Annotated in this window: 12 protein-coding genes; 9 read left to right on the top strand and 3 right to left on the bottom strand. The window is 47.3% G+C overall.

Features of this window, described 5'->3' with window-relative positions; all coding sequences use genetic code 11:
- Positions 1-6: 6 nt before the first annotated feature.
- From OB236_RS33400 to OB236_RS33410, 3 genes are all read left to right on the top strand, one after another.
- The gene (locus OB236_RS33400) at positions 7-1,512 is read left to right on the top strand and encodes an extracellular solute-binding protein (protein ID WP_262687907.1); all 1,506 of its coding nucleotides are present in this window, start codon (positions 7-9) and stop codon (positions 1,510-1,512) included.
- A gap of 71 nt (positions 1,513-1,583) precedes the next feature.
- Entirely contained in the window at positions 1,584-2,828 is a 1,245-nt protein-coding gene (locus OB236_RS33405; RefSeq protein WP_262687908.1) for an FAD-dependent oxidoreductase, read from the top strand.
- Positions 2,829-2,990: 162 nt separating this feature from the next.
- A complete protein-coding gene (locus OB236_RS33410; protein WP_262687909.1) occupies positions 2,991-3,725 on the top strand; it encodes an SDR family NAD(P)-dependent oxidoreductase in 735 nt (244 codons plus the stop codon).
- A gap of 21 nt (positions 3,726-3,746) precedes the next feature.
- Here the strand turns inward: OB236_RS33410 and OB236_RS33415 are convergent, their stop codons facing one another.
- On the bottom strand, positions 3,747-4,058 hold the full coding sequence (locus OB236_RS33415) for a hypothetical protein (RefSeq protein ID WP_076235840.1): 312 nt from the start codon (positions 4,056-4,058) through the stop codon (positions 3,747-3,749).
- A gap of 216 nt (positions 4,059-4,274) precedes the next feature.
- A complete protein-coding gene (locus OB236_RS33420) occupies positions 4,275-5,648 on the bottom strand; it encodes a sugar porter family MFS transporter (RefSeq protein WP_262687910.1) in 1,374 nt (457 codons plus the stop codon).
- 272 nt (positions 5,649-5,920) lie between these two features.
- Between OB236_RS33420 and OB236_RS33425 the strand changes: the two genes are divergently transcribed.
- The 4 genes from OB236_RS33425 to OB236_RS33440 all read left to right on the top strand — a co-directional run bounded on the left by OB236_RS33425 (position 5,921) and on the right by OB236_RS33440 (position 11,555).
- Positions 5,921-8,497, top strand: a complete 2,577-nt coding sequence (locus OB236_RS33425; protein ID WP_262687912.1) for a DUF2339 domain-containing protein — start codon at positions 5,921-5,923, stop codon at positions 8,495-8,497.
- Entirely contained in the window at positions 8,460-9,761 is a 1,302-nt protein-coding gene (locus tag OB236_RS33430) for a DUF3999 domain-containing protein (protein ID WP_262687913.1), read from the top strand. Before OB236_RS33425 ends, OB236_RS33430 begins: the two co-directional genes overlap by 38 nt.
- A gap of 52 nt (positions 9,762-9,813) precedes the next feature.
- Entirely contained in the window at positions 9,814-10,626 is an 813-nt protein-coding gene (thiM, locus tag OB236_RS33435) for a hydroxyethylthiazole kinase (RefSeq protein WP_262688027.1), read from the top strand.
- Between the two features lie 155 nt (positions 10,627-10,781).
- Complete coding sequence (locus OB236_RS33440) at positions 10,782-11,555, top strand: TPM domain-containing protein (protein ID WP_262687915.1); 774 nt, start codon at positions 10,782-10,784, stop codon at positions 11,553-11,555.
- Positions 11,556-11,631: 76 nt separating this feature from the next.
- Here the strand turns inward: OB236_RS33440 and OB236_RS33445 are convergent, their stop codons facing one another.
- A complete protein-coding gene (locus OB236_RS33445; RefSeq protein WP_076235835.1) occupies positions 11,632-11,994 on the bottom strand; it encodes a winged helix-turn-helix transcriptional regulator in 363 nt (120 codons plus the stop codon).
- 158 nt (positions 11,995-12,152) lie between these two features.
- Between OB236_RS33445 and OB236_RS33450 the strand changes: the two genes are divergently transcribed.
- Positions 12,153-13,373 (top strand): MFS transporter, encoded by a 1,221-nt coding sequence (locus OB236_RS33450; RefSeq protein WP_076235834.1) that lies wholly within the window; start codon positions 12,153-12,155, stop codon positions 13,371-13,373.
- Between the two features lie 78 nt (positions 13,374-13,451).
- Positions 13,452-14,294 (top strand): aldo/keto reductase, encoded by an 843-nt coding sequence (locus tag OB236_RS33455; RefSeq protein WP_262687916.1) that lies wholly within the window; start codon positions 13,452-13,454, stop codon positions 14,292-14,294.
- Positions 14,295-14,455 lie beyond the last annotated feature (161 nt).

Raw genomic sequence — 14,455 nt, forward strand, 5'->3', positions numbered from 1 at the left:
ATGAAAATGAAATTTTGGAACGCTTCAACAGGCATGTTCCTGGTGGGATCCTGCCTGTTGGCGGGCTGCTCAGGTGGAAGCCAGCCAGCTAAGGAAGGTGCTGCGGATGCGAAGAGTAAGGAGCCTGTGAAAATCAGCATGAGCTTAGAAGGAGCCGGTCTGCCGTCGCCTCAGGAGGACTGGATCAAAAAAGAACTCGATAAACGGTTGAACACCGATATTTCCGTAACCACGATTCAGGGTATGAATGACTATATGAATCAAATGAAAATACGCTCGGCGGCGGGGAATATGCCGGATTTGATGATGGTAGATCTGGCAACTCTCAATGACTTCGCCCAGAAGGGTCTGCTGCTGGATTTGACCCCCCATATGGACACAGATTTGAAGCAGGCCAAAGATTTTATGGGAGTTAACCTGCTGAAAAAGGGGATGGTTAACGGGAAAAATTATGCGATTACTCGAATTGCCGATGTACCGTTCTCTTCCTATTGGATTCGTCAGGACTGGCTTACTGCCTTGAATTTGAAAAAACCGACGACGTTGGAGGAGCTATATGCGGTCGGCAAAGCTTTTACCGAACAAGATCCCGATGGCAATGGCAAAAAGGATACTTATGGCTTTACGGGAGTGGAATTCAACACATTTGCCCCGATTCTTGGAAGCTATGGGTTGGGATTGCCCGGCAGCACCTACGTGAAGGACAACAAGCTTTTTAATGCCTACTACGACCCGAACATGCCGGCCGCATTGGAATATTTGAAAAAGCTAGTTACAGAAAATTTGGTCGAACCGCAATTTATGACCAATAAAGGCACGATGGCACGTGACCAAGCGATTCAAGGAAAAGCGGGCATTGTTTTCGCGGGCTGGACGGAGATAGGCAAGCAGGAGTTCATTGATCAATATAAAACAGTCAACCCGAAGGCAGACTGGGTACAGATGGAATCGCCTAAAGGTCCGAGTGGACAATTTGATTCCGCTTACGATATGGAGAAGCCTTCCAGATTACTTGTCATTCCCAAATCGGTCGATAAAAATCCGGAGAAATTGAAAAAGATTTTTGAATTACTGAATTACGTATCAGGAAAAGAAGGCAACCGGCTTGTCATGTATGGCATAGAAGGCAGGCATTATACCGTAAACGGGGATAAAATAGAATTGACTGAGGCGATGGCTAAAGAGGGTAATTATTTCCATTTGTATCAGATGACAGGTCGCCCTAATGAGGAATATTTGAAAGTTAAGTTTCCGAAGGAGGAAGCCTATATGAAGTTCGCATTGAAGCTTCCGCGTTTGAACAACATCGATAGTTCCATTATCCCTCCAGCTGGCTACAATGCCACGGATGCAGATCGCTACGGCAAGGAGGAAATTGTGAAGTTTATATATAATAAGCGTCCGTTAAGCGAATATCCGGCTTTTCTAAAAACGATGGAGGACACCTTCAAATACAAATTGCTGATGGATGAGGCGCAAAAACGTGCTAAAGAGCTGGAGTTTATCAAATAAGTAGGCTTGCTCATATGGTTTGAGGCGTGCTTCTAAAGGATTACAAAAAAATAGAGATGGAGTGTGGAATCATGACAAATTATACATTTCAAAAGGATGTAAGTGTTTACGACAGTACGGATATTTTGGTGGTGGGTGGAGGACCCGCTGGAGTGGCTGCAGCGATTTCGGCTGCCCGCCTGGGCAAAAAAACGATCCTGCTTGAACATACGGGACAATTGGGCGGAATGGGGACATTAGGCAATGTGAGTGTTTTTATGGGTGTCGGCAATGTGGTTGGGATTTACAGGGAGATCATTGCAGAAACGATGCCGGACCGGCTCCCCAAAACCCATACGGAATCCATCAAGCCGCAATTCGATCCTTTTATCATTCGTCATTATTTAAACCAGAAGCTGGCAAAGGAAGGCGTGAACGTATTGTATCATGCCAGCTTTGTAGGGGTAATCAAGAAGGACGGATTAGTCAGCGGCGTTGTAGTGAATACGCGGGAAGGCTTAATAGCGATTGAAGCAGGAATTGTAATCGACTGCACGGGAGACGCCAGAGTGGTGATCGATGCAGGTGCGCCTTATACAACCGGACGTGATGAAGATGGACTTACGCAGCCAATGACGCTGATGTTCATGATGCGAAACACAGGTAAGCCAGTAAAGCTTTATTTACCGGAGGATGGTTACTTTTACGAGCAAATATCTGAGCTTCCGCAGGGGCGTCGATTGTTTTGGGAGCAGGGGGATGAAGGGACTCTGCTGGTGAATATGACGCGTGTCAAAGGTAACGGAGCCAAGATAGAGGATATTAATTATGCAGAGAAAGAAGCGCTGCGCCAGGTGTTCTCGGTAGCTAATTACCTTCAGCGCAATGGATTTGAGAATTACGCATTAACTCACGTTCCAGGCCAGATAGGTGTCAGAGAGACGAATCAAATCAAAGGGCTGTATACCTTGACAGAGGAGGACGTCACCTCCGGTCGACGGTTCGATGATGTCGTAGCACAGACTAACTACGAAATCGACATCCACAGCCCGGACGGTAAGAAAGGCACGGATGAACGCCATGTCAGCGGATACGATATTCCATACCGTTGCCTGGTTCCTCAGGGAGTTTCTCGGCTGTTGGTAGCGGGAAGGTCAATCTCGGCCACGCATGTGGCGATGTCTTCGATGCGTGTGCAGGCGACCTGCTACGCAATGGGGCAAGCGGCAGGCGTAGCCGCGTCTCTAGCACTTGATGATCAATGTGAATTGGCCGATGTAGATATTTCCAAACTGCATTCAATACTGAAGGATCAGGACGTTATATTCTTGAAATAATCATGCATGCTGCTGTGCAGTACCACGATGAGATGAAGATGTAAGGGAACGAAGCTGAAGAAATTCTTCGGCTTTTTGTTTATTTATTAACATACCATTGATTTTGTCATGGATGCAGCGATACAATAATTATAAAATTTTAGATAATTAGGGGGTAACCTAGTGAAGGATCAAGTAGCATTAATTACAGGTTCTGCAACCGGAATAGGTAAAGCCGTCGCACTTCGTCTTGCCAGAGAGGGTGTCCATATAACGATCAATTATTCCAAATCGGACAAGGAAGCCGAAGAAACCCGGCAAGAAATTGAAGCGCTGGGCGTCAAATGTCTGTTATTTAAGGGTACCGTATCGGATGATTCGCTGGTGAGGCAGATGGTGCAGGCCACGATCAATGCTTTCGGGAGACTGGACATATTGGTGAATAATGCCGGAGTGACGGATTTTGTCAGCCATGATGATCTGGAAGGTCTCAAGGAAGAGTATTGGGATCGAGTGATGGATGTTAATGTGAAGGGGATGTTTTTCTGCTCACGTGCTGCATCGGCTGAGTTAAAGAAGAACAGAGGCTGTATCATCAATATCACATCGGTTGCAGGGCTTACTGGGCTTGGCAGCTCCATTGCGTATGCGGCTTCCAAAGCGGCGGCCAACAGTGTGACCAAATCATTGGCACGTGTGATGGCACCTGAAGTGCGTGTGAACAGCATAGCGCCTGGCATTGTGCAGACAAGATGGGTCGAAGGTCAGGAGGAGCATGTGAAGCGCTTGGGTGAAGGAACACCGCTGGGTAGAGTTGCCGCTCCTGAGGACGTGGCTGACGTGGTTTATGCGGTCATCGCGCACTCTCATTTTGTCACCGGTGAAATTATTAAAGTTGATGGCGGTATGTATATCTAGGAGACGGATCCCTTTTGCGTGCTAGTCGTATTTCTCATCGTCAATTCGGCTTCTGTTTTCAAGGATGAACTCTAGTTCGGTCTCGAAATTCAGCAGAAGCGGATCAGGCAGCACTTCGAGGATTTCCTTCACAACAGGTAATCCCATAGCTTCCTCAAGCGTTTGGGGCCGCTGCTCCAGCTCGTCAATCCAATCACGGACAGTCTCGATCCATACATAAAAAGAAGCTTGGAATTGATCTGCCGTTGACTCGGCTTCCTCACTATCCGACCCAGCCATCGAGTTCCAGTTTCTAATAACGGCAGCTAGTGCTTGCTTGATCTTCTCATTCATAGTGAGTCCTCCTGACATTTACCTGCGTTACACTAAATTATCATAGAGCAGCCTGAATGCAAAGCTAGAGTTCACAGCTTGGCAGGATAGGCTGCTCTTTTCTTATAACATAAGAATTTATAAGTTTTCAGCGGAGCTGAAGGATTCTTATGTTTCAAGAAAACCTACCTCTGAACCGTGGTCGCTCATCTTTGAATGGCCTCGATAGAGGTTTTCTTATGATTTGCTTTTCCACAGACGTTCAATTTGTTCAAGAGATTTACCTTTCGTTTCGGGAACGACTTTAGCACAGAAGATGACCCCTAATAATGAAATCACAGCAAACATCCAAAATGTTGCGGATGTTCCGATACCTTCAATAAGAGATGGGAAGGTTTGGGAAACAAGATAATCAGCCACCCATAAACATAGGGATGCGATGGCTGTAGCGCGGCCTCTGATTCGTGTAGGGAAAATTTCCGAAATCATGACCCATACGACCGGGCCCAACGAAATGGCAAAAGAGGCGACGTACAGAAGAATGAACAATAAAATCAGGTACCCAGGCACAGTATCGGAATGAAAGCCATAACCGACTATAAACAAGCAGATCGTCATGGAAATGGAGCCGATGAGCAGCAGCAGCCTCCGCCCGACTTTATCAATGAGCCAGAGTGCAATCAAGGTAAACACAAAATTGACAATGCCCACCCACACCGTTTGGCTTAGAGCGGTATCCGTCCCGGCACCCATTTGCTTGAAAATTTCCGGAGCATAGTACATGATCGCATTAATTCCGGTAATCTGTTGAAGAATGGCCAGAACGACTCCCACCAATAGTGGTATCCGAAGGGCAGGGCGAAACAACTCCCTGAGTGATGCTGTATCGTTGTCCTTCAAGTTCAGAATTTCCTGGAGGTCCGATTTTGCCGCTTCCTTGCCATTCATACGTTCAAGGACCTCCAGTGCGCGAACTTCCTGCTTTTGTTTCATCAGCCAGCGCGGTGTTTCCGGTATTAGCAGTAGGAGAAGCAAATAAATCACGCCCGGAGCAATGCCAAAACCAAGCATCCAACGCCAGCCATAAGCAATATCCCACGCTTCATCACCGAGTCCCGCAATAGTCGCATTAATAAAAAACGTCACGAATATGCCTGTAACAACGGCGAACTGGTAAATCGATACTAGACGTCCACGGTTTCTGGCTGGTGCGATTTCTGCAATATACAACGGAGACAATGTGGAAGCCATACCAACGCCCAGCCCTCCTATTATTCGGGCTATGATCAATCCGGTTACGCTGTTCGGTATTGCAGAACCAATCGAACCGACTACAAACAGGAAGGCGGACAGCATCAGTATTTTTTTGCGCCCGAATGTATCGCTCAATACTCCTGATAAGGCGGCACCTATCGCAGCCCCGACGATTAAACTTGAAACCATCCATCCCAGCATGCCTGCATGCAAATCGAACCGCTCTTTAATGAAGCCAATCGCGCCAGAAATAACAGCTGTGTCGTATCCAAACAGGAAACCGCCTATGGCCGCGATAATGGAATATAGTGTCGCAAATTGCGGAAAAGATTTACGCTTGGGGTTTGTAGTGGTCAACATCATATCTCCTTTACAATGGAAATGCCTGCAAATTGAAAACAAGAAGTAGTTTATTCTAACCCGTATTTCATCAAAATATTTGTATCTATATGACAAAGTAACTGCAATAATCAGCGTTTTTTTATTTATTGTTATACGATCGATCTACTAGGGTAAGAGCTCATAGAGCTGTGTTGCGAAGGGTACTAGATGAATTTAGTACTTTTTTTATGGATCTATTGTAGTAAAATGGAAATCAATCGAATATCACTGAGAACGGAGGGGAATTCATGGACGAATTTAAAGATCGGATGGTTTCGATCAAAGATAACCAGGCTGCGTTGATGAAGGAGTATCAGGCTTTAATCAATGAATACGAGTCTCATGATTTGATTCATGAAAACCAGATGCTTCGTCAGCAATACGAGGATTACAAAAGCCGATTATCTGAGCTGCAGGAGAAGTACAGGCATAAGGATGAAGAAAATGCCAAACTGCGAGTTTCCCTGAATGAGCAAATGCTGGATGAAAAGCTGAACCTGATCAAAGTGTCCCGTGAAAAGCTCAATACCTATTTCGCTGGCGCCGATCATGCTCATATGAATCGGTTGGCAGCCTTTGAAGCCGAAGCCAAGAAAAATGTCGACCAAATGATGCAGAGGGCCAACACAGAGCTGGGTGAGGAGAAGCAGGAAATCCTTAACAGGATTGTGCAGCTTTCCAGCGAGCTTAATGAGCAAATCACCGCCCATCGCGAGCGGCTGGCTGAGCAGGAGCGGCAGCGGCGTCAGGACGTTAAGGGCGGGTTTGACCGCTTGGAGGCTGAAGGGGTCAGCGAAGAGGTGATGCAGAAGCGCATCAAGCAAAACCAGTTTGAAATGAAAATCGGCTTGAATTGGATCAATAAGCTCGGTATTCTGTTAATTATTCTCGGAGTGGGCGCTGCTTTTCGATACACCTATTCCACCTGGTTTAATGACTATATGAAGGGCAGTGTGTTTTTCCTGCTGGGAGCGCTGCTGCTGGTAGGTGGAGAATGGCTGTTTCGCAAGCAAAAGCAAACGTTTGCGCTCGGGTTACTGGGCGGCGGGATTTCGATTTTGTATGGCTCGATCTTCTACAGCTATTTTTTACTTCATATTATAGATCTTTACGCCGGATTAACGCTGTCTGTGCTCGTTTCCTTAACGGCCGTGCTCTTATCGCTGCGTTATCAGTCGCAAACGGTATGCGCATTGGGTCTGGTTGGCGGCTTTTTGCCGCTGTTTTCTTACGCTGGAGCGATTGGTTTGGAGGGAAACGCCATCTATGCCGCGATGGGTTATTTGTTCCTGCTGAATCTCGTTATTCTGCTGGTTTCATTCCGTAAGCGGTGGACGATTATCAGCTATATCAGCTTTGCGTTTAATGCCCCCTCCATGATCGCTCTGGTGCTGTACGCACCAAGTGAAGCTGTAGGCATGCTCTACTCCGTGCTGACCTTTGTGATGTACGTGGGTGTCACCTTGGCTTATCCATTTCGATATCAAGCAAAGCTGTCGATCGGAGACGTATGTCTGCTGGCGCTTAATACATTAATCAGCTGTGGCATTCTGTATGGCCTGATGGGCAAAGCTGGATTGCAGGATTACATGGGCTTGCTGGCGCTGATTTTCTGCTTGATCTACATTGGCTTGGGCCGATTTATCGAGAAGGTCATGCAGCAGGAAAAAGCGACGATGATGCTGTTCTATGCGACCTCGCTGACGTTCGCCGTCCTGATGATTCCGTTTCAGCTGGGTGTTCAGTGGCTGGCGATGGGCTGGCTTATCGAAGGTGTCATTCTGATCATGTTCGGCCGCATTAACGGTTTGAATAAGCTGGAGGGAGCGGGCTGGGGTATATTCCTGCTGTGTCTGGGTTCCTTTTACTTATGGGATGCGGCGCTGCTTGAAGTACTGCTGTCCAAAGGCCGGTATTTTGATATCAAATACAGCTCTGTGATGATCGGCATGCTGCTGGTTATGCTGTTCTATGCTGTTGGTATCCATCGTGGGCAAGGCAACCCTCAAGAACCTTTGCGGTCGGCACACCCTATCGTCCGTCATGGTTTAACAGGCTTTAAATATTTCACGCTCGCGAATCTGTGGGTATTTCTGTTGATCGAGAGCAATAAGCTGTATGAGCATTGGGTGCCCTATAGATGGGTTCAATATGACTTTTACGAGCTGCTTATGGCGGCGATGATCACGATAGGGCTTGCTTATGGGCTGAGTCGAACGGCTGTGCTTTATGATAGGATCGTCAAATATTTCAGCTGGTTTCTATACATGATCGGGTATATCCTGTGTCTGGTTATTACAGTAGGAGAACCTGTGCTGCAGCCAAGCTATATGGATAATACGGCAGCCGACTATTTTGCCTTGGTACTGCTAATCGGGTTTCATGTGCTTGTATTTTTCAGTGCACGCGATTTCCTGCTTGCCGCACTTCGCCGCACGTATACCAATTCGGAGCTGTATCCGGTCATACTCGGTGTATATTTGCTCGGGATTACGACCGCGTTCCTTGATGTCCAGCTTCGTTTAGGCGACATCAGCCTGATGTTCAGCTTCCTGTACCTGCTGCTGGCTATCAGCTATATCGTATATGGATTCCGTTACAAATATGTATATATTCGCAGGCTCGGCCTCGGGTTGACGCTGTTTGCAACTGCCAAGCTGGTCTTCTACGATCTCAGCTTCATGTCGTCCGGCGGCAAGATGGTAGGCTACTTCTGCTTCGGTCTTGTACTGTTGGGTATTTCCTATGGCTATCAAAAGGTATCGAGTAAGCTGGAGGTGCCGCCTAATGATCACAATCCATCACAGCTGGCTCCCAAAGAGTAGTCTCATCAAGGTCATGGTCATCACGACTTTGGTGATCAGCGTGCTGCTCTGCCTCAGCAGCACCGGGTTCGCCGCGGAAGCTGCCAACCCTAGCAATTGGCGGTATGCGAAACCGATTGAGCTGCAGGGGAGCGGTAAATATGGGGCGCTGTTTCTGGATGACGAAGTGTATAAAGGCGCACGTGAGGATCTGGGCGACCTGCGGATTATGGATGATAAGGGACAATTCGTCCCTTATTATGTGGACAGTGGTGCTGCCAAGGCTGTGAATACACAGGTTGTCTATAAATCGAATGTGATCGATACGGTCAAGAAGAATAACGATACCTTGATCGATTTTCGAATTTCTCCGATTGATGCTACCAAGGATATACAAGGCAATGGGGTAGTACTGAGTCTGCCCGAGCAAGCCTTTCTCAAACATCTGGAGCTTTACGGTAGCTACGACGGCAATCAATGGGAGCTGCTGCACAAAGATTATGTGTATCGGACCGAGCAATTGGAGAAAAATACAGTGGTGCTCGACAAGACGGTGAAATTCACTTACTATCGTGTAAAGATTATCGATAATGTTGAAAATCTGGCATTCCCGCAGCTGCAGCTGATACACCGTACACGTGCAACGAGCTGGCAGGAATTTGCCAAGACAACCTCGCTGCTCTATGACACGAAGCAGGAACAGGGACAGACGTTATTGCAGGTTCGCAACGATAATCGGCTGCGGATTACGAAGGTGCAGTTGGAAGCGCAAGGAAGCTTTCGACGTTCCTATACGGTACAGACGGCAGATGGGCAGGATGTTCCTATCGAGGGAAAGCGGGAGCTTTATCGTCTTGACTTCAAGGATGTGCAGCTGCAAAATACGACGATAGTCGGGGCTGTGCCGATCACGAATCCAGCATTTACGATCAAAATCAATAATCAGGATAATGCGCCAATCCAGCTCACCGGCTTGAAGGTAGACTATGTGATCGATAAGCTGGTATTCGAGCGCCAAGAGGGACGAACGTACCAGTTGGTGTATGGAAATAGCGGCGCAGGTAAGCCAAGCTATGATATCGCCAGCTTCCGAACACAGATTGAGCAGGAGAATCCGACTCTTGCCAAGCTGGCGGTACAGACCGAAGCCCCTGAGGTAGCTCGTGGAGGGCAAGCGAATTCATCATGGTTCCAGACCAAAGCAGGATTTAATATGATTATTATTGCCGTATCCGTGCTGCTGGCTGTTATACTGGGTATGAAGCTAAGCAGGTCCAAAAGATAGTAGCAATTGCCATAAACCTACACATCGATCAAGGAGGAACAGGGAATTGAGCATTCATATCAAGCAGGTCATTGAAGTTTTGGACAAGGTGAGGGCAAACAATCCGCTTGTTCACAATATTACGAACGTGGTTGTCACCAATTTTACCGCTAATGGGCTGTTGGCTCTTGGAGCTTCCCCGGTTATGGCCTATGCCAAGCAGGAGGTGGCGGATATGGCCAAGATCGCTGGAGCGCTTGTGTTAAATATGGGCACATTGGATAAAAAGGTGATACGCGCTATGCTCATTGCAGGCAAATCAGCGAATACGCATCAGGTTCCGGTAGTTTTCGACCCGGTTGGGGCGGGAGCGACACCTTACCGTACGGAATCTGCTCGGCTGATTATGAAGGAGCTGAAGGTCTCTGTACTCAGAGGTAATGCGGCAGAAGTCGCTAATGTGATCGGGGAAGCATCGACAATCAAGGGTGTAGATGCCGCAGGTTCAGACAACGGGAATGCGGCCGAGCTTGCTGTCCATGCGGCTCGTACTCTGGGCTGTGTCGTTGTTGTGACTGGCAAGGACGATTATGTTAGTGATGGAGAGACCAGTTATAAGGTAAGCAATGGCACACCGCTGCTAACGAAGGTGACAGGCACAGGCTGCCTGTTAAGTTCGATTATTGGCGCTTTTGCTGCGGTTGAGCCGGATCTGGTTCTGGCCTCAGCCGCCGCGCTGGCCTATTATGGAGTTGCTGCAGAAGCAGCAGTCGCCGTGTCCGGTGCGGATCGTCCGGGAGCTTTCCAAATCGAGCTGATTGATGCTTTGCATCGCACAGGTCAAGAGGCGCTGCAGCAGGGCGCTGTGATTCAGCAGCTGGTGTAGCTGGTGAATAACGAAGCGGAAGCGAAGTACGAGTAGTACGAACAACAGCCCTGCCATCATGAATGGTAGGGCTGTTGTTTGTGCGCATCCCGTTTGTGGTAATAATGTATATACAGACATTTCAAGCTGTGCAATCCATAGGGGAGGGAATCAGAATGAGAACAATTCAACTGTTGGTTCTGCTGCTGCTCGTCTTTACTTTCAATTCATCCATTCATACCGTGTACGCAGCCAATGTACCTGAACGCTCGGGAGCGGTGACAGACCCTGCCGGACTGTTTACTGTCGAACAGGTCAAACAATTGCGTGAAACCTTGCAGGATCAAAGCTTTGAGCTGGTTGTTGTTACAGCAAAAGGTTTGGATGAGGAAGCGATTCAGCAATTCGGCAATGATGTGTATAACACATGGAAGTTGGGAGCCAATCAACTGCTGCTTGTTGTCACCGACAAGCCTGGCACGGCCCAGCTGGTTTATGATAATGAACAGATGGCGAAGGCAGTATCGAGAACGGACGCAGGTAATGCGCAAGGGATTATTGATCTTCAATATAAACCGCTGGCGGCAAAAGGTAGCATGATCGAAGGTATCAAGAGTGTCAGCAACTATGTGAATGGTCTGAATGTGCCGGTTACCAAGGAACCGTCTCCACAGCCTGTCCCGAGTGGGGTAGGGGTGACACCACCCGTTCAGCCTTCGGCCTCAGAAGGGGCTCCTGGATCGGTGACTCCGGTCCCACCAAAAGGAGAAACACCAACAGCACCAGTTGCTTCCTCCCCATCGGGTCATGTTGGGGGAACGGGTGCATCGGATGGGGCGAACCCCAATTCCTCGTGGACAGCCTCAATAGTTACCATTATAGTGAGCATACTGATTGTAATCGGTGGTATTGTGTATATGATTATGATGAAACGTTCCCGGAGAACGTAATAAATCATTCTACAAACGGTACAACGATAACCACGCCATGTTCTGATGGGGTGGTTTTTTGTTTTCTATTGAACAGTTATTTATTTAATATATTATCCTCTAATACTGCCGATTTATCCCCGTAAACCTTTGTAATATGAATTTCTCCCCAATTGCACAGTGCGCTTAATATACTGTCCAGACTCCATCCATATTCACTCAGCTCATATTCAACCTTCGGCGGAATTTGATGATAAATAATTCGCGTAATGACCCCATCATCCTCTAGTTCCCGTAACTGCTGGGTGAGCATTTTTTGTGTAATTTCGGGCATCAGGCGTTTCAATTCACTGGTGCGCTTTTTACCATGAGTTAGATGGCACAGAATGACGCACTTCCATTTCCCACCTATGACTTCCAAAGTCGCTTCGACTGATATATTATATTTTTTTTTCAGCATGGTGATCCTCCTTATTTATAGGTACTAAAAAGTGCCTATAGTACTTATTGGAGCCTATAGAACTTAAAAGTACGTACTTTTAATTATTGTCCATATAGATCATAATAACATTTGTCGACTCGTTACCACAACATCAAACAAGAATAGGAGGTTATGAAATGGTCCTGGATAAAAGAAGAAGCACACTAGCGCTGCTGGCTTTGGCGGTCAGTGCATTTGCGATTGGAACCACCGAATTTATTAGTGTTGGCTTGCTACCACTCATAGCCGAAGATTTACAGGTATCTATGACAACCGCAGGGTTAACCGTTTCGATATATGCGTTAGGGGTCACCTTTGGGGCTCCGGTATTAACGGCTCTCACCTCTAGTATGTCACGTAAATCATTATTGCTATGGATTATGGTCGTTTTTATTATAGGTAATGGCATTGCGGTCAGTGCTACCAGTATTGGTGTGTTACTCTCAGCACGGGTCGTATCTGCGTTGGCCCATGGTATTTTTATGTCGATTGGCGCTACAATTGCTGCTGATTTGGTACCGGAAAACCGCAGAGCCAGCGCGATCGCGATTATGTTCACAGGGCTTACTGTAGCGACAGTGACAGGGGTTCCCTTTGGAACGTTCATCGGACAACAATTTGGCTGGCGCTTTGCCTTCCTCATTATTGTTGTCATTGGTATTATAGCCTTGGTGGCTAACAGCATTCTGGTTCCGTCGGATATCAGAAAAGGCGCGCGTACCACCTTGCGTGATCAGGTCAAGCTGGTTACGAATGGTCGGTTGCTGCTTGTCTTTATTATTACGGCACTTGGTTACGGTGGAACATTTGTAGTGTTTACCTATCTGTCTCCATTGCTGCAAGAGATAACCGGTTTTCAGGCAAAAACGGTTGCGATTATTTTGCTTGTCTATGGTATTGCGATAGCTATTGGGAACACGATCGGCGGCAAGCTGGCTAACCGCAATCCGATTCAGGCTTTATTTTATATGTTTCTTGTACAGGCAGTAGTGCTTGTGATCCTGACGTTCACGGCTCCATTTAAGGTAGCGGGTTTAATTACGCTTTTTGTCATGGGACTGTTTGCTTTTATGAACGTGCCGGGACTTCAGGTGTATGTCGTGACGCTGGCCCAACGTTTTGTACCGAGTGCGGTTGATGTGGCTTCTGCTATCAATATCGCCGCGTTTAATGTCGGAATTGCCCTCGGTTCCTTCCTGGGCGGGATGATCGCTGATTCTATTGGACTCATCCATACAGCATGGATAGGCGGAGTGATGGTTTTTGCAGCTATGCTTCTGACAGGGTGGAGCCGCGCTCTGGAACGAAAGGATCAGCAGGTTCAAAAAGCTCAAGCGGCTCAAGCCGTAATCGAATAACACAATATTTAAGCACACAACTCAGTAGATGCTTACGAAGTAAGTTTTCTATCGAAAACTCTTAGGAGGTTTATCCAGATGACGAACAACTTACAGGATACGATTACTTTGCATAACGGTACAGAAATGCCGTGGTTGGGGATTGGAGTATTTAAGGTAGAAGAAGGGCCGGAGCTGGTTCAAGCTGTGCAAACCGCGATTGGGCACGGCTACCGCAGCATAGACACAGCGGCTATTTATGGCAATGAGGCTGGTGTGGGGCAAGGCATCCGGGAAGGGATCGAGAAAGCGGGTATTGCCAGAGAAGCGGTATTCGTCACCTCTAAGGTATGGAATGCCGATTTAGGCTATGAAGCAACATTAGCGGCCTATGAAGATAGCCTGAATAAACTTGGTTTGGACTATTTGGATTTATACCTCATTCACTGGCCTGTTCAAGGTAAATATAAAGAGGCATGGAGAGCGCTTGAGACGTTGTACCAAGCAGGGCGAGTGAAAGCTATTGGTGTAAGTAATTTCCAGATCTATCATCTGGAAGACCTGATGAAGGATGCAGTCATCAAACCGATGGTGAATCAAGTAGAATTCCATCCGCGGTTAACCCAAAAGGAGCTTCAAGCATTTTGCCGACAGCACGATATTCAACTGGCTGCTTGGTCTCCTTTAATGCAAGGGCAGCTGTTGGATGATCCTGATCTGCAGGAGATCGCCACGCACTACGGTAAATCTGTCGCTCAAATTATTATCAGATGGGACCTGCAAAACGGTGTTGTGACTATCCCCAAATCTACCAAAGAGCATCGGATTGTTGAAAACGCCGCGGTGTTCGATTTTCAATTAACAGATGCCGATATGCAGCGAATAGATGGATTGAATCTCAACCAGCGAGTAGGCCCCGACCCTGACAACTTTGATTTCTAAAAAGGGATGCAAGGACGGCGGTACTGCGGGGATAAGCCTCTGATAATACCCTCAACCCTGCAGTAGACTCTTTATATAGCTCACACCTCCAAGTAATAATCCTGAGTAGTTGAGGGTTATTGCTTTTTCTATGTAAGCAGCCTGGATGTGGAACGATGTAT

Source organism: Paenibacillus baimaensis, from assembly GCF_025567575.1.